The organism is Streptacidiphilus sp. EB103A, assembly GCF_041261405.1.
Lineage (GTDB): Bacteria > Actinomycetota > Actinomycetes > Streptomycetales > Streptomycetaceae > Streptacidiphilus.
This window is the reverse complement of the sequence record NZ_JBGCAQ010000002.1, coordinates 104,388-122,240: the sequence shown is the minus strand read 5'-3', so window position 1 is coordinate 122,240 and position 17,853 is coordinate 104,388. Positions and strand designations below refer to the sequence as shown.

The window sequence follows — 17,853 nt, the reverse complement described above, 5'->3', positions numbered from 1 at the left end:
CGGGATGGGGACGGGAGAGACTCAGTTTTCGGCGGTGCCCAGTGCCATCCGCACCAGGTCGTCGAGATCCATGCTGTTGAGGTCGGACTCGTCCGGTTCGGGCGCCGACTCAGGGTTTGCCGCACCGTCCGGGGTCGGGGCGAGGCTCAGCACGGCGTCCAGCAGGCCGGAGGCCCGGAGCGCCGTGATCGGGATCGCCAGCAACAGCTTGCGGATCGCTGCCTCTTCCGGTTCGGCGACGGCGGCCGACGCCACGTCCGTCTCGGGGAACAGCTCCGTGCAGAGGTGTCCCGCCAGCACGTCCGGGGTCGGGTAGTCGAACACCAGGGTGGCGGGGAGCAGGATTCCGATCGCCGTGTTCAACCGGTTGCGCAGCTCCACGGCGGTCAGCGAGTCGAAGCCGAGTTCCTTGAAGGCCTGGTCGGAGTCGACGGCGGCGGCCGAGCCGTGACCGAGGACGGCTGCGGCCTGCTCGCACACCACGTTCAGGACCGCCCGCCGCCGTTCGGCAGCGCTCATCGCGGACAGCTGCAGGCTGAGGCTCGCTGCGGCATCCGCTCCACCCGTCTCGGCCGCGGCCGCACGGCGCGGACGTGCCCGCACCAATCCGCTCAGCATGGCCGGTACGGGTCCGGCCGCGCCCAGTTGGGCTGTGTCGACGGACATCGGCAGCAGCAGGGGCTCGGGCCGACCGAGCGCGGCGTCGAACAACGCCAGGCCGGCGTCGGGGGTGAGCGCCGGGAGCCCGGCCCGCGCCATTCGACGCATATCGGTCGCGGTGAGGCCGCTGGTCATGCCGGTGGCCTGGGACCACGGCCCCCAGGCCAGCGAGACCGCCGGCAGGCCCAGCGTCCTGCGCAGCTGTGCCAGTGAGTCGAGGACGGCGTTGGCGGCGGCGTAGTTGGCCTGGCCCGGGGCTCCCAGCACTCCGGCGGAGGACGAGAAGGCCACGAAGGCGGACAGGTCGAGGTCCCGGGTGAGCTCGTGCAGATTCACCAGTGCGTCGACCTTGGGTCGCAGCACGGCGTCGAGCTGCTCCGGTGTCAGCGAGGTGACCACACCGTCGTCGAGTACGCCGGCCGTGTGCACGACCGCGGTGAGCGGATGCTCGGCCGGGACCGAGTCCAGCACCGTCCCGAGCGCTGTCCGATCCGCGACGTCGCAGGCGAGCACCGAGACCTCGGCGCCCAGCGCGGTCAGCTCTGCCACCAGTTCGGCAGCGCCGGGCGCGGCCAGGCCGCGTCGGCCGACCAGCCGCAACTGCCGGACACCTCGCTGGGTCACCAGCTGACGGGCCACCAGCGCGCCAAGGCCACCCGTGCCGCCGGTGATCAGGACGGTTCCGTCCGGGTCCAGGGCCACCGGGATGGTCAGCACGACCTTGCCGACATGCTTGGCCTGGCTCAGGTAGCGGAACGCCTCCGGTGCCTGCCGGACGTCCCACACCGTCACCGGCGACGGCTCCAGCACTCCGGAGTCGAACAGCTCCACCAGGGCGACGAGCATCTCGCCAATCCGGTCCGGGCCCGCCTCGATCAGATCGAACGCCTGGTAGGCGACGCCCGGATGGGCCTCCGCGACCACCTCGGGGTCCCGGATGTCGGTCTTGCCCATCTCCAGGAACCGCCCGCCGCGCGGCAGCAGCCGCAGCGAGGCGTCCACGAACTCACCGGCCAGCGAATCGAGCACCAGGTCGACTCCGCTGCCGTCCGTCGTGGCCCCGAAGGCGCCCTCGAAGGCGAGGTCGCGGGACGAGGCGATGTGCGCGGCGTCCAGGCCCAGCCCCCGCAGCGTCCCCCACTTGCCGGCGCTCGCCGTGCCGAACACCTCCGCGCCCAGATGCCGGGCCAGCTGAACGGCCGCCATGCCGACGCCACCGGCAGCCGCATGCACCAGCACCCGCTGGCCTGCCCGCACCGATCCGAGGTCCGTCAGCGCGTAGTAGGCCGTCAGGAACACAATCGGCACCGACGCGGCCTGCGCGAACGACCACCCCGCCGGGATCCGCACCACGGTCCGCGCATCCGCCACCGCGACCGGGCCGAACGCCCACGGGAACATCCCCATCACCCGGTCACCGACCGCCAGGCCCACCACCTCCGGGCCGACCTCGGTCACCACCCCGGCGCCTTCGAGACCGAAGTCCTTGGCCTCGCCGGGATACATCCCCAGGGTGTTGAGCACGTCGCGGAAGTTCACCCCGGCGGCGCGCACCGACACCCGTACCTGACCTGACGTCAACTCCTGCATCGCATCAGGGCAGGCGACCAGGGCCAGGCCCTCCAGCGTCCCCTTCCGCTCGATGTCCAACCGCCACGCGGCGGCGCTGTCGGCGGAAGCGGGCAGTTCCAGCACCTCTCCCGATTCGATCCTGGCCACCCGCGGCACGTGCAGGGCCCCGTCCTGCAGGGCGAGTTGCGGCTCCTCGCTGCGCAAGGCCCCGGGGAGAGCGGCGTAGGAGGCAGCCCTGCCGTCGAGGTCGACCAGGACGAACCGGTCGGGGTGCTCCGACTGCGCGGAACGGACCAGGCCCCAGGCCGCCGCCCCGCCCGGCTGCCGGACAGTCCCCGGCAGGTCCGCCACGGCCCCGTGGGTCACGAACACCAGCCGCGCACCCGCGAACCGTTGCTCCGCCACCCACTCCTGCACCAGCGCGAGAACCCGGCGAGCCGTGCGGTGGGCGGCGGTCGCCGCATCACCGTCGTCGGCCGCGATCTCGACAAGGACGTCGCCCAGCAGTGCCTCGGCGCCATGGGCGAGAGCAGCGAGATCGGCGAGATCGGTGCTCGTGTCCACGGACACGCCTGCCTCGGCCAGTGCTGCTTCCAGAGCCTGCCCGCCAACGCCCGTCAGGAGCGTGGGCGGGACGTCCGGCCGGTCGCCGGCCGCCTCGCGGACCCGCTGCCAGTCGAGACGGAACAGCGGTACCGCGCCAACGGCGCCCGCAGGGGCGATCTGACCGGGCGTGATCTCACGCAACGTCAGTGAGTCGATGACAGCGACCGGCTGTCCCGCCTGGTCGGCCACGACGAGCGAGATCGCGTCCGCTCCGCTGAGCTCCAGTCGCACCCGCACCGACGCCGCGCCGGAGGCGTGCAGGGAGACGCCGCGCCAGGAGAACGGCAGCCGACCGGCCGCCTTCGCCTCCATCGGCAGGAACGAACTCGCGTGCAGCGCCGCGTCCAGCAGCGCGGGGTGCAGGCCGAAGCCTCGCGCCTCGGCGTGGGCGCTCTCGGGCAGGGTCACGGTCGCGTAGACGTGGTCGCCCAACTGCCAGGCCGCGCACAGACCCTGGAACAGCGGTCCGTAGTCGAACCCGGCGTCGGCCAGACGCTCGTAGAGATCCTGCACCGGCACGGAGACGGCCCCGGCAGGCGGCCACTCGGACAGCGTCCCGACCAGCGCGGACGCGTCGACGGCCGAGGCTTCGGCGGTGGACAGCAGACCGTCGGCGTTCAGGACCCAGGCCTGCTCCGGCGCCGCCGCCTCATCGCGCGAGTGAACGGTCAGTCGGCGGTTGCCCGCCGAGTCCGGTGCGCCGACCACGAGTTGGAGCACGACGGCTCCGTGCTCCGGCAGCAGCAGCGGATGGACCAGCGTCAGCTCCTCGACGCGCGGGCTGCCGACCCGGTCACCGGCCAGCAGCGCGAGTTCCAGGAAGCCCGTCCCCGGGAAGACGACCGTGCCGGACAGAGCATGGTCGGCCAGCCAGGGCTGGTCCTTCACGGAGAGCCTGCTGGTGAGCAGGAGTCCGGCGGTGTCGGCAAGTTCGACGGCCGCGCCGAGCAGCGGGTGCCCCGCCTGCCGCAGACCCACCGATCCCAGATCGCCCGCCGCCGCAGCGGCGAGAGTCGGCCAGTAGCGCTGCCGCTGGAACGGATACGTGGGCAGGTCGACCACGGTGCCCTTCCGCTGCGGAGTGGCCAGGGCCGGCCAGTCGACCGTGGCCCCGCCCGCATACGCGCGGGCCAGCCCGTCGAGCAGCGAGTCGCGCTCGGCCTGGCGGTCCCGGATCAGCGGGATCACCGCGGTGTCGGCGGGATCGCCGGTCAGGCAGGCGGCGGCCATTCCGCTGAGCGTGCCGTCGGGACCGAGCTCGATGAACCTGCTGACCCCCTGCTGCCGCAGCCGGCTGACGCCGTCGGCGAACCGCACGGCCTGGCGGACGTGGCGGACCCAGTACTCGGGCGACGACAGTTCCTCGGCCGAAGCGAGGGCGCCGGTGACCTCCGAGACGACCGGTATCCGGAGCTCATGGCGTCCCAGGTCGGCTATCTCCTCGCCGAACTCCTTGAGCATCGGCTCCATGAGCGGTGAGTGGAACGCATGGCTGACCTGCAGCCGCTTGGTCCTGCGGCCGAGCGCCCCGATCTCGGCGGCGACCGCGAGGGTCGCCGCCTCGACACCGGACAGCACCACCGAGGTGGGGCCGTTGACGGCGGCGATGCCCACCTCGTGCTCCCGGCCGGCGAGCAGCGGCAGCACCTCGTCCTCGCCCGCCTGGACGGCCACCATGGCTCCACCGGGGGGCAGGGCCGCCATCAGCCGTCCGCGCGCGGTCACCAGTCGGCCGGCGTCCGGGAGCGTCAGGACGCCCGCCGCATGGGCGGCGGTGATTCCGCCGATGGAGTGGCCCAGCAGACAGTCGGGCTCCAGGCCGAGGGAGCCGACGAGCCGGTAGAGCGCGACCTCCAGGGCGAACAGCGCCGCCTGCGTGTAGTCGGTGCGGTGCAGCAGCGACCTGTCGCCGAACATCACCTGGCGAAGCGGCTGGTCGAGCGTGAGGTGCTCGCAGACAGCGTCCAGCGCGTCGGCGAACACGGGGAACGCCTCATACAGCGCACTGCCCATGCCCGAACGCTGTGCTCCCTGCCCGGTGAACAGAAACGCGGTCCGACCGCTGCGGACGGCGGCGCGCACCTCGGCCGGGACGGTGTCCCCGGCGGCGAGCGCGCCGAGGCCGGTCAGCAGGTCCGCGCGGCCGGTGCCGAGGACGACCGTCCGGTGCTCGAAGGCCGGCCGCGCGGTGGCCAGCGACCAGCCGACGTCGCGCGCCGACAGGTCCTGACGGTCGGTCACATGCGCCAGCAGGTTCGCGGCCTGGTCGCGGAGCGCTTCGGGGCTGCGTCCGGAGAGCGGCCAGGCCAGCGTCGTCGGCGCATTCGCGTCTGCGGCCGCAGCCACGGGCTCCGCCGCCGGTGCCTGCTCCAGCACCACATGCGCGTTGGTACCGCTGAAGCCGAACGAGGAGACCGCCGCGCGGCGCGGACGGCCCGGCTCCGGTCCCGAGCCCGACTCCGGCCACTCGACGGCGTCGGTGAGCAGCCGGACCGCCGGCGACCAGTCCACGCGCGAGGACGGCTCGGTCACATGCAGGGTGCGCGGCAGCACGCCGTTCCGCATGGCCAGGACCATCTTGATCACACCGGCCACGCCTGCCGCCGCCTGGGTATGACCGATGTTCGACTTCACCGAGCCCAGCCACAACGGCCGGTCCTCGGGGCGGTCCTGGCCGTAGGTGGCGAGCAGCGCATGGGCCTCGATGGGGTCGCCGAGCCTGGTTCCGGTGCCGTGCGCCTCGACCGCGTCGATGTCCGACAGGGACAGCTCGGCGTCGACCAGGGCCTGTCGGATCACCCGCTGCTGGGACGGTCCGTTAGGAGCCGTGAGCCCGTTGCTCGCGCCGTCGGAGTTGACCGCGCTGCCGCGTACCACCGCCAGCACCTGGTGGCCGTTCCGCCGGGCGTCGGAGAGGCGCTCCAGCAGCAGTACGCCCGCTCCCTCGCCCCAGCCGGTGCCGTCGGCGTCGTCGGAGAACGCCTTGCAGCGACCGTCGGCGGCGAGCCCGCGCTGACGGCTGAACTCCAGGAACGCGGCCGGGGTGGTCATCACGGTGGCCCCGCCGGCCAGTGCCATCGAGCACTCGCCGGAACGCAGCGCCCGCACTGCCCAGTGCAGGGCGACCAGCGAGGAGGAGCAGGCCGTGTCGACGGTCACCGCCGGGCCTTCCAGCCCGAAGGTGTAGGCGATGCGGCCGGACAGGACGCTGGCGGCGTTGCCGGTGCCGAGGTAGCCGTCGACGTCCTCGACCGCCGTGCGGAGCAGGGAGGTGTAGTCCTGGCCGTTGGTTCCGGCGAAGACGCCGGTACGGGTGCCGCGCAGCGCGCGCGGGTCCAGGCCGGCGCGTTCGACGGCCTCCCAGCACACCTCCAGCAGCAGGCGCTGCTGCGGGTCCATGGCCAGGGCCTCGCGCGGCGACACCCCGAAGAAGGCGGCGTCGAAGCGGTCGACGCCGTCGAGGAATCCGCCGGTGGTGGTGTAGGTGGTGCCGGGGTGGTCGGGGTCCGGGTGGTAGAGGGAGTCGCCGTCCCAGCCCCGGTCCTCGGGGAATTCCGACAGACCGTCAGCAGCGCCGGCCAGCAGCTCCCAGAACCGCTCCGGCGTGTCGACGCCGCCGGGCAGTCGGCAGCCCATGCCGATGATCGCGATCGGCTCCGCAGCGGCGGCCACGCCGGACACTGCCGGGTCGACCTCCTGGGCAGCGGCTGCACCGAGCAGTTCGTCCTGCAGGTGCGTGGCGAGGGCCGCCGGTGTCGGGTGGTCGAACGCCAGGGTCGTCGCGAGCCGCAGTCCGGTCCGGCGTTCCAGGGCGTTGCGCAGTTCCAGCGTGGTGAGGGAGTCGAAGCCGAGGTCGCGGAAGGCGCGGTCGGGATCGACCGCGAGCCCGGCGGACGCGGAGGTGTGGCCGAGGACGGCGGCCACCTCGTCGCGCACCAGCTGCAGCACGGCGCCGGCGCGCTCGCCCGGGGTGAGCGCCGCGAGGGTGCGAGCCAGCGGGTCGCCGCCTCGCGCGGCGGCTGCCGCACGCCGGGTCGGCGCGGCTGCCGAGGCCCGGAGCAGGTGCGGGACCCCGGTTCCGGCGGCTCCGGCGGCTCGGGCCGAGGCCAGGTCGAAGCGCATGGGGAGGAGTGCGGCACGGTCCTGCGCGAGGCAGCGGTCGAACAGCGCGAGAGCGTCCGGGGTGGGCAGTAGGCCCGCGCCGCCGCGTGCCATCCGGTTGCGGTCGGAGTCCTGCAGGCCGCCGGTCATCGTGCCGCTCTCGGCCCACATGCCCCAGCCGAGCGCGAAGGCGTTGCGCCCTTCGACGCGACGGGTCTGTGCCAGGGCGTCGAGGAACGCGTTGGCCGCCGCGTAGTTGCCCTGGCCCGGTCCGCCGAAGGTGGCCGACGCGGACGAGAACAGCACGAACGCCGACAGTTCGAGCCCGCTGGTGAGCTCGTCCAGGTGGACGGCCGCGTCGACCTTCGGACGCAGCACGGCGTCCAGGCGCTCCGTGCTGAGCGAGGAGACGACGCCGTCGTCCAGCACGCCGGCCGCGTGCAGGACGGCGCCGAGCGGGTGCTCGTCCGGGACAGCGGCCAGCAGGGCGGCCAGCGCGGCGCGGTCGGCGGTGTCGCAGGCCGCCAGGCTCACCGTGGCACCCGCTGCGGTGAGTTCGGCGGCCAGCTCGGCGGCGCCCGGGGCGTCCGGACCGCGCCTGCTGACGAGCAGCAGGTGTCGCACGCCCCGTGCGGTGACCAGATGCCGGGCCACGGCGGTGGCGATCGTGCCGCCCGCGCCGGTGATCAGGACGGTCCGGTTCGGGTCGAAGTCGGAAGCCGAGCTGTCGCTCTGCGGTGCGCAGGGAACGACTCGGGGGACGCTCGGCAGTCCGCTCCGGATCGCGATCCGCGGCTCCTCCGTCGCCAGCGCGGTGGCGATCGCGTCGAGCGAGGCATGCCTGTCGATGTCGGAGCTGTCGATGTCGACCAGCGTGAACCGGGAAGGGTTCTCCGACTGGGCGGAGCGCACCAGGCCCCAGACCGCCGCAGCGGCCATAGTCCGAACGGCCTCGTCGCGGGCGACGGCGACGGCGCCCTGGGTCAGGAACACCAACTGCGAGGCGGTGAACCGCTCATCGGACAGCCAGTCGCGCAGCAGGGTCAGGGCTTCGCCGGTCGAGGCGTGCACCGCCGCCGCCAGATCCACGCCATCCGCAGTCGCCCAGGGCACGAACACCACGTCAGGCGCGGTGGCACCGCCGTCCAGGGCCGCGCCGAGAGCCGTCAGGTCCGGGTAGCGGATGCCGTCCGGGGCAGTACCGTCGCCCAGGACGGCCGCCGTGCGAGGCACGCTCGTCGTGGCCGGTCGGGTCGGCAGCGGCGTCCACTCGACGGCGAACAGGTCCTGCTGCGCGTCGGCGGGAACGGCCGGGAGGTCGAGTTCACCGACCGGGGTCGTCGACACCGCACGGATCTCGGCCACCGGGTCGCCGAGGTCATCGGTGAGCCGAAGGCGCACCGTGCCGTCGGAGGCCGGGGTGAGGCGTACGCGCAGGGACTCCGCGCCGACAGCGTGGAGAACACAGCCGTCGTAGGAGACGGCGAGGGCAGCAGCAGTTGGCAGGGCGTGCAGGGCCGCGTCGAGCAGGGCGGGGTGGATGGCGAATCGCGCGGCGTCGGCGCGGCACTCCTCGGGTAGGGCGACCTCGGCGAACACCTCGTCACCGGACGGCGACTGCCAGGCGACCTGAAGCCCCTGGAAGGCGGGGCCGTGGATGAGGCCTTGAGCGGTCAGCTCGGCGTAGCGGGCGGCCACGTCCAGGGGCCGAGCACCGACCGGCGGCCAGACAGCGTCCGCTCGGTCCGGCTCGGGGTGTGTGCCGGGCGAGAGGCGACCGTGGGCGTGTCGGGTCCAGGGGGTGTCGTCGCCGTCCTCGGGAGCGGGGCGGGAGAAGAAGGCGAAGGCGCGAGCACCGTCGTCCAACGGACCGTCGAGGACGAGCTGGATCTCGACGACGGACCGCTCGGAGAGGACGAGCGGCGCTTCCTGGCTCAACTCGTGAATGCGGTCGCACCCGGTGGAGCCACCGAGGTGGAGCACGGCGTCGACGTAGACGGAGGTCGGCAGAACAATGCTGTCGTGGACGGCGTGGTCCGCGAGCCACCGGTGGGTACGGGTTGCGAGCAGCCCGGTAGCCACCACGGTGGAGGAGTCCGCCACGGTGAACACCGCCGGGAACAGGGGGTGCTGTCCAGCGGCGCTCCGCGCCGGGGCACCGATGACGGGGTCGAGCCAGTAGCGGGTTCGTTGGAAGGCGTAGGTGGGTAGGTCGACACGGCCGGCGCCGGGGAGCAGGGCGGTCCAGTCGACGTCGGTGCCGTGGGTGAAGAGCCCGGCGACGGCCGATAGCAGCGCGGTCGGCTCGGGGCGGTCCTTGCGCAGAGCCGGGACCAGGACACTGTCCGTGTTGGCCACGCAGGCCTGCGCCAGAGCGGTCAGTGTGCCGTCGGGACCAAGTTCCAGGAACCGGGTGACCCCTACCTCCTCCAACGCCCCGACACCGTCGGCGAACCGCACCGGCTGGCGCACATGCGACACCCAGTACTCGGGCGAGGTCAGTTCCTCCGCCGCCGCCAACCGACCCGTGACATTCGAGACCACCGCGATGCGCGGCCGCCCGTAGCTGACGCTCTCCGCGACCCTCCGGAACTCCTGCAGCATCGGCTCCATCAACGGCGAATGGAACGCATGACTCACCCGCAACCGCGTCGCCTTACGCCCCAAAGCCTCGATCCGCGCCGCCACCGCCAACGTGGCAGCCTCGTCACCGGAGATCACGACCGCGCTCGGGCCGTTGACCGCCGCAACGCCGACCTTGTCGCCCAACAGCGGCAGCACCTCCGCCTCCGACGCCTGCAGCGCCACCATCGCCCCACCAGCAGGCAACGCCTGCATCAACCGACCCCGCGCCACCACCAACCGACACGCATCCTCCAGCGAGAACACCCCCGCCACATGCGCGGCAGCCAACTCACCCACCGAATGGCCCACCAGGAAGTCAGGACGCACCCCCCACGACTCCACCAACCGAAACAGCGCCACCTCGACCGCGAACAGAGCGGGCTGCGCGTACTCCGTCGTGTTCAGCAGCTCGGCGTCATCGCCGAAGACAACCTCCCGCAGCGGAGCGTCCACCAGCTCACACACCGCATCGAACGCCGCCGCGAACACCGGGAACGCCTCATACAACCCCCGGCCCATCCCCAACCGCTGCGAACCCTGACCCGCGAACAAGAACACCGTCCGCCCCCGCACCACCGAACCCCGCACCACCGACCCAGAAACACCACCCTGCGCCAACTCCACCAACCCAGCCCGCAACTCAGCCAACCCCGAACCCAACACCACCGCACGATCCTCAAACACCGACCGCGACGACACCAACGACCCACCCACATCAACCAAAGACACACCCCCCGCATCCACCAACCCCACCAACCGACCCGCCTGCTCCCGCAACGCCCCCACACCACGCCCCGACACCACCCACGGCACCACCCCAGGCACCACAACCGATTCAGGCTCCTCCACCAGAGCCTCCGCCGGAGCCTCCTCCAACACCGCATGCGCATTCGTCCCACTGACACCAAAGGCCGACACCCCGGCCCGGCGCGGGCGTTCGGCGGTCGCCGACCACTCCTGCGCCTCGGTCAGCAGTCGCACCTCACCCGTCGTCCAGTCGACCTGCGACGACGGAGCGTCCACGTGCAGGGTCTGCGGCAGCACCCCGTGCCGCATCGCCTGCACCATCTTGATCACTCCGGCCACGCCCGCAGCCGCCTGCGTGTGGCCGATGTTCGACTTGAGCGAGCCCAGCCACAACGGCCGGTCCGCCGACCGGTCCTGACCGTAGGTCGCCAGAAGTGCCTGCGCCTCGATCGGATCACCCAGCGACGTCCCCGTCCCGTGCGCCTCCACCACGTCCACGTCACGCGGCGTCAGCCCCGCGCCCGCCAGCGCCGCGCGGATCACCCGCTGCTGCGAAGGGCCGTTCGGCGCCGTCAGACCGCTGCTCGCGCCGTCCTGGTTGACCGCGGTGCCGCGCACCACCGCCAGCACCTGATGGCCGTTGCGCTGGGCGTCGGAGAGGCGCTCCAGCAGCAGCATCCCCACGCCCTCGCCCCAGCCGGTGCCGTCCGCGGCCTCGGCGAAGGACTTGCAGCGTCCGTCCGCGGACAGACCCCGCTGCCGGCTGAACTCGGTGAAGGTGACCGGGGTGGACATCACAGCCACACCACCGGCCAGCGCCATCGAGCACTCGCCCGCCCGCAGCGCCTGCACCGCCAGATGCAGCGCCACCAGCGACGACGAGCACGCCGTGTCCACCGTCACCGCCGGACCCTCCAGGCCCAGCGTGTAGGAGACGCGACCCGAGGCGATGCTGCCCGCGCTGCCGTTGCCGATGAAGCCTTCCAGACCGGCCGGCGGCTCGGTGAAACGCGACCCGTAGTCGTTGTACATCACACCGACGAAGACGCCTGTCGAGCTGCCCTTCATCGCGGCCGGGTCGAGACCCGCCCGTTCGAAGGCCTCCCAGGAGACCTCCAGCAGCAGGCGCTGCTGCGGGTCGGTGCCGAGTGCCTCCCGGGGCGACATGCCGAAGAACTCGGGGTCAAAGTCGGCCGCGTCGTGCAGGAAGCCACCGTGCCGGGTGTAGCAGGTGTTGGGGTGGGCAGGGTCCGGGTGGTAGAGCGAGTCCACGTCCCAGCCGCGGTCCTCCGGGAAGGGCGAGATGCCATCGGTTCCCGTCGCCACCAACGTCCACAGGTCCTCGGGCGACCGGACGCCGCCCGGGTAGCGGCAACTCATGGCAACGATCGCGATGGGCTCGCGCTCCTTGGCCTCGATGTCGCGCAACCGCCTGGTCGTGCGGTGCAGATCCGCCGTCACGCGCTTCAGGTAGTCCCGGAGCCGGTCCTCACTCACCGGGGTGGCTCCCTTCGTTTCGCTCATAGCCTCACGGACCCCGTTCGCCAGCCCTCGGACCGGGCCAATTGTGTGTGCGCCGGCAGCCCTACAGGGCTGATGACCACCGACTCTGAAAGAATCCCTAAGAGTCGGAGACCAATTGAGCCGCGCGGCCGCATTCACACCGGCGCATCGCTTCCCACCGGCAATTCCCTAGTGTTTCCACGCACGCATGGACTGGCTTCCCCGAAGCGTGCTGGGCTGGCCCCGCTCCACCTGCAAAAGGGCGCTCTGCCCGGCCGTACGAGAGGGGAATCATGTCGGCGTCGCCGGATGAGTCGCAGGAGCCACGCGAAGGTCCCGATGTGCCAACCCCCGTTCCCGGCCCGGCGGTCTCCGCGCCTCCGGAGGTGAACCTCGACGGCGGCGCCACCCTGCTGGCGTGGCTGCGGCGGATGCGCGACGAGCAGCCGGTGTGGCGTGACCCCAAGGGCGACGTCCATGTGTTCCGGCACGAGGACATCCAGCGGATCGTGGCCGATCCGGCGGCCTTCTCCTCCGACACGGTCACCCGGCTCTCCGGCGGCAAGGAGTCGCCCCCCGGCGGCACGCTGCTGCTGCTCGACCCGCCCCGGCACGCCAAGATGCGGCGGCTGGTGAGCCAGGTCTTCACGCACAGGATGATCGCCGGTATGGCGCCGCGGATCACCGAGGTCGCCACGCAGTTGCTGGACGGTCTGGACTCGGACCACTTCGACCTGGTCGACGCCTTCGCCAACCCGCTCCCGGTGATGATCATCTCGGCGATGCTCGGCGTGCCGGAGTCCGACCGCGGGCTGTTCCAGGTCTGGGCGAACAACCTGCTCACCGAGGACTGGGAGACCGAGCAGGGCAAGGAGGTGCTCGGCCGCACCGTCGTGGAGCTGGGCGGCTACCTGCAGGAGCACGTCACGGCGCGCCGCAACGGCGACTACGACGACCTGATCACGACCCTGGTCCGGGCCGAGGTGGACGGCGAGCGGCTGAACGACCACGACGTGGTGAGCTTCGCCGCGCTGCTGCTGCTGGCCGGCCATGTCACCACCGCCGTCCTGCTCGGCAACATGTTCATGGGCCTGGACTCGGAGCCGCACCTGCTGGCCGAGTTGCGGGCGAACCGGGAGCGGATCACCCCGTTCACCGAAGAGGTGCTGCGCTGCCGACCGCCGTTCCTCAAGATCGAGCGTGTGCCCACCGCCGATGTGAAGCTGGCCGGCGAGATCATCCCCGAGAACACCAAGATGTTCCTGTGGCTGCTGTCCGCCAACCGTGACGAGCGGGTCTTCCCCGAGCCCGACCGCTTTCTGACGGACCGTCCGAACGCCAAGCAGATGGCCTTCGGCCACGGTATCCACTACTGCCTGGGCGCGCCGCTGGCCCGGATGGAGGGGCGGATCGCGCTTGACCTGATGCTCGACCGGTTCTCCGACATCCAGGTGGATCACAGCAAGGAGCTCTCGTACTTCTACAACCGGGTCAATGTCTTCGGCCTGCAGCACCTTCCCCTCTCGGTCCGGCCGGTGTGACCGTCGTGCCGCATCAGGCTCTCGAATCAGAAGCAGGAGTCATGGAAACCCAGCCGAAATCAATACCGGTCATCCCGACGACACGCACCTGTCCCTTCGACCCGGACGCCGAGTACAAGCGGCTGCGCGAAGAGGATCCGATCAGCCCGATCACCTTCGACATCTCGCCCGGCCCCAAGGAGGGCTGGCTGGTCACCAAGCACGCGGACATCCGCGCCATCATGACGGACAGCCGCTTCAGCCACCGCGCCGAACTGCTGGCGCTGGCGACCACGCCGCCGTTCGACGTCCCGAGCTACGACCCGGAGCCCTCCGGCCCGGGCTCCTTCGTCCGCATGGACGCGCCGGAGCACACCCACTACCGGCGCCTGCTGACCGGCTTCTTCACGGTCCGCCGGATCCAGGAGTACGAGCCGACCCTGGCCGGGATCATCGACCAGTGCCTCGACGAGCTGGCCGAGCTGGAACCGCCGGTGGACCTGCTCAAGGCCTTTGTGCAGAAGGTTGTCTACCGCTCCGTCAACTCCGTGATGGGCGTCCCGGCCGAGGACGTCGCCGAGCTGGACGAGCACTTCTCGGTCATCATGCGGATCGACTACACCCTCGAAGAGTTCATCCACCACAACACCCTGCTGAACGAGACCCTGGCCCGTGTGGTCAAGAACCTCTTCGAGAACCCGAACGACAAGCTGCTCGGCAAGCTCATCGCCACCGGTGAGCTGACCGAGGAGGAGGTGACGAACATCGCCTGGATCACCATCGGCGGTGCTCTGGACACCACTCCCAACATGCTGACCCTCGGCACCTTCGCCTTCCTGGAGCACCCGGACCAGCTCGCGAAGGTCAAGGCCGACCCCGAGCTGATGGAGCGCGCGGTCGAGGAGATGCTGCGCTACCTCACCATCTCCCACCTCGGTGCCACCCGGGTCGCCCTGGAGGACGTCGAGATCGGCGGCCGCACCATCAAGAAGGGCCAGAGCGTCGTGCTCTCGCTGCCCTCGGGCAACCGCGACCCCGATCAGTTCGAGGACCCGGAGACGTTCGACGTGACCCGGCCCGCGCGCCGGCACATGGCCTTCGGCTTCGGCATCCACCAGTGCCTCGGCCAGCATCTGGCGCGGGCCACCCTTCGCCTCGGTTACCAGAAGCTGTTCGACCGCTTCCCCGACCTCCGCCTCGCGGTCCCCGCCGACCAGGTCCCGCTGCGCGACAAGGCCATGCACTACGGCGTGTATGAGCTTCCGGTGACCTGGGGCTGAGCCTCCGTCCCCACCGGATGCCGGATGAACGTCCCGACCACGGAAAGAGCGATTGCCCAGTGACACACCTTCAACAACCACACCGCGCGGCTTCTGAGCATCCCGCGCTCGCTCGGGCGGGCGCGTCATGACACCAGCGATCATCGCGGACGGGGTGCGCAAGCGGTACGCGGACATCCAGGCCGTGGACGGGGTGTCGCTGAGCGTCGAGACCGGGGAGTTCTTCGGCATCCTGGGTCCCAACGGCGCCGGGAAGACCACCACGCTGGAGATCCTCGAAGGCATCCGGGAACCCGACGAGGGCCAGATCGAGCTGCTCGGCCTCAACCCGTGGCCGCGCAACCCGAAGCTGCTGCCGAGGATCGGCGTGCAGTTCCAGGCCTCGGCCTTCTTCGAGCGCCTCAACACCCGCGAGACCATCCGCCTGTTCGCGTCCTTCTACGGCATCGGCCCGCGCCGTGCGGACGCGATGCTGGAGCGGGTGGCGCTCACCGAGTTCGGCTCCGTGCCGGCCGAGCGGCTCTCCGGCGGCCAGGCGCACCGCCTGTCCATCGCCTGCGCGATCGTGCACCAGCCGGAGCTGCTGTTCCTGGACGAGCCCACCACCGGCCTCGATCCCCAGGCCCGCCGCAACCTCTGGGACCTGCTGCGCGACATCAACTCGGAGGGCACCACCATCGTCCTGACCACGCACTACCTCGACGAGGCGGAGATCCTCTGCGACCGGGTGTCGGTCATGGACCGAGGGAAGATCCTCAAGACCGGCGCGCCGGCGGCGCTGATCCGCGAGCTGGACGACAAGGTCCGGGTGAGCGTGGAGTCCGGGCTGGTCACCGAGGAGCGGATGCGTGAACTTCTGGCAGCGGCCAGTGCCGACGTCGCCAAGGTGGAGGACGACGGCGTCTCGCTGTCCGTGACCACGGAGCTGCCGGCCCCGGTCCTGTCCATCCTGGCCGAACAGGGTGCGCTCCGCGGCCTGGAAGTACGCGGTGCCACGCTGGAGGATGTCTTCCTCCAGCTCACCGGACGGGAGTACCGATCGTGAGCGCTGTATCGACCGAGGTGGCCGGGAAGAAGCCGGCCGGGAAGAAGGACGACGGCCAGGACGACAAGGCCAGCGCCTACGCCCAGCTCTCCAGGGTGATGTGGCTGCTCTTCGTTCGTGACAAGGCAGCGGTCTTCTTCTTCCTGATCTTCCCGCTGATGTTCCTGCTGCTGTTCGGCACCCTCTTCAAGGGCTCGACGACCGCGCATTCCAACATCGCCCAGATCGGCTCCATCCAGATGCTCGACAGCGTGACCGGCGCCGATCGCACGCAGCTGGACAAGGCACTGACCATCACCAGGATGACCGACGAGGCCGCCGCGCTGCGGCAGGTCAAGGACGGCAAGCTGGACGGGCTGATCGAGCAGGGCCCGGGCAACACGCTCGTGCTCCGCTACAGCTCCATCGACCCGACCAAGGCCGCCACCGTCAACGGCATCCTCAAGTCGGTCATCCAGACCGCCAACGTGGAGGCCACCGGCAAGCCGCCGACCTACACTCTGGCCGCCACGCAGGTCGAGGACAACTCGGTCAAGAGCATCCAGTACCTCACACCAGGGCTGCTGGGCTGGGCGGTTGCCAGCTCCGGGGTCTTCAGCACCGCGCTGACCATGGTGCTGCTGCGGCGCAAGGGAGTGCTGCGGCGGATCCGGCTGGCCCCGATGAGTGTGACTTCGGTGGTCACCTCGCGCATCGGCATCAGCGTGGTGATGTCGCTCACCCAGACGGCGATCTTCCTCTCGGTGGCCACCCTCCCGTTCCTGGGACTCCGACTCACCGGCAACTGGTGGCTGGTGATCCCGCTGGTGATCTGCGCCACCATCTCGTTCATGTCGATCGGTCTGCTGATCGGCTCGGTCGCGAAGTCCGAGGAGGCGGTCAACGGCGTCGCCCAGCTCATCGTGCTGCCGATGTCCTTCCTCTCCGGTTCCTTCTTCTCCCTCGACGGCGCGCCGGGTTGGGTGAAGGCAGTATCGGACGTGATGCCCCTGCGCTACTTCGTCTCCGCCTGCGAGAACATCCTCTCCCGTGGCGGCGGCATCGGCGACGCCCTGCCCACCATGGGCGGACTGCTGCTCTTCGCAGCGGTACTGACCGGGGTCAGCCTCCGCCTCTTCAGCTGGGACGACGTGTAGTCGGCCAGGCCGGCGACAACGGCGACCGGCCGGGCCCCGTACAGGGCCCGGCCGGTCGCCGTGCTATTCCCCCGACCGCGCGCGGGCGCCCCGGGAGCGGACGGCGTCGACCAGGGCTGCCTGGCGGAGGATGTCCTGGCCGGCCGGTGTCGGGTCCTGGTGTTCGAGGATGCTGCGGGCGAAGTGGGCCACCTGGGCGGCGAACTGGTGCTCGGCGGGGAGGGTGCGCTCCTCCACGTGGTCCTGGCGCTGGAGGCGGAGGACGGGGCGGTGGGTGGCGGGGGTGCTGAAGGCGCGCTCCAGGGTGATCGTGCCCTCGCTGCCCCAGATGGTGTAGGCGCAGCGGTAGGAGCGGTCGAAGCCGAAGGACAGCTGTCCGGTGCGGCCGTCCGGCGTCGACACCAGGGCGGCGCCGCCGATGTCGACGCCGGTCGTCGGGTCCATCCGCAGCGCCGCGCCCTCGACCCGCACGTCCGGGCCCAGGAACAGGCTGGCGGCGCGCAGCGTGTAGACGCCGGCGTCGAGCAGTGCCCCGCCGCCGAGCGAGGGCTGGTAGCGGATATCGCCCGAAGGCAGCGGCGGGAAGCCGAACTCGGCGGTCAGCGAGCGCGGTTCACCCACCGCCCCCTCGTCGATCAGCCGCTGCACGGTCGCGTGCTGGCCGTGGTGCAGAAAGGCGAAGTTCTCCAGCAGCAGCCGGTTTCCCGCCTCGGCGGCGGCCACCAGCTCCGCCGCCTCCGCGTGGCTGGTGGCCAGCGGCTTCTCCGCCAGTACGTGCTTGCCCGCCGCCAAGGCCTTGGCCACCCATTCGGGGTGCAGGGCCGGAGGCAGCGGAATGTAGACCGCGTCGATGTCCACCCGGTCCAGCAGTTCGGCGTAGCCGGTGACCGGCTCCGCGCCGAACCGCTGGGCGACGGCCTCGGCCTTCTCCCGCGAGCGGCTGGCCACGGCGACCAGCCGCACCGAGGGATCGGCGACCAGCGCGGGAATCGTGTTGCGCTGCGCGATGGCGGCGCAGCCGAGTACTCCGACGTTCAGTACGGGCATATCGGGTCCTT

Annotated in this window: 6 protein-coding genes; 4 read left to right on the top strand and 2 right to left on the bottom strand. The window is 71.2% G+C overall.

Annotated features, from left to right (window positions below):
* Positions 1–21 precede the first annotated feature (21 nt).
* Entirely contained in the window at positions 22–11,835 is an 11,814-nt protein-coding gene (locus ABH941_RS03955) for an SDR family NAD(P)-dependent oxidoreductase (RefSeq protein ID WP_370127138.1), read from the bottom strand.
* A gap of 320 nt (positions 11,836–12,155) precedes the next feature.
* Between ABH941_RS03955 and ABH941_RS03950 the strand changes: the two genes are divergently transcribed.
* From ABH941_RS03950 to ABH941_RS03935, 4 genes are all read left to right on the top strand, one after another.
* Positions 12,156–13,355: a cytochrome P450 gene (locus ABH941_RS03950; protein WP_370127137.1), complete on the top strand. Its 1,200-nt coding sequence runs from the start codon at positions 12,156–12,158 to the stop codon at positions 13,353–13,355.
* A 41-nt stretch (positions 13,356–13,396) separates the two neighbouring features.
* Positions 13,397–14,614, top strand: coding sequence for a cytochrome P450 (locus tag ABH941_RS03945; RefSeq protein WP_370127136.1), 1,218 nt, complete (start codon positions 13,397–13,399; stop codon positions 14,612–14,614).
* Between the two features lie 127 nt (positions 14,615–14,741).
* On the top strand, positions 14,742–15,659 hold the full coding sequence (locus ABH941_RS03940; protein ID WP_370127135.1) for an ATP-binding cassette domain-containing protein: 918 nt from the start codon (positions 14,742–14,744) through the stop codon (positions 15,657–15,659).
* Positions 15,656–16,795 carry an ABC transporter permease gene (locus ABH941_RS03935; protein WP_370127134.1) on the top strand — a complete coding sequence of 380 codons (1,140 nt, stop codon included), beginning with the start codon at positions 15,656–15,658 and terminating at the stop codon, positions 16,793–16,795. The genes ABH941_RS03940 and ABH941_RS03935 overlap by 4 nt, the downstream gene beginning before the upstream one ends.
* Before the next feature lie 63 nt (positions 16,796–16,858).
* Here the strand turns inward: ABH941_RS03935 and ABH941_RS03930 are convergent, their stop codons facing one another.
* The gene (locus ABH941_RS03930) at positions 16,859–17,842 is read right to left on the bottom strand and encodes a Gfo/Idh/MocA family protein (RefSeq protein WP_370127133.1); all 984 of its coding nucleotides are present in this window, start codon (positions 17,840–17,842) and stop codon (positions 16,859–16,861) included.
* Positions 17,843–17,853: the final 11 nt, after the last annotated feature.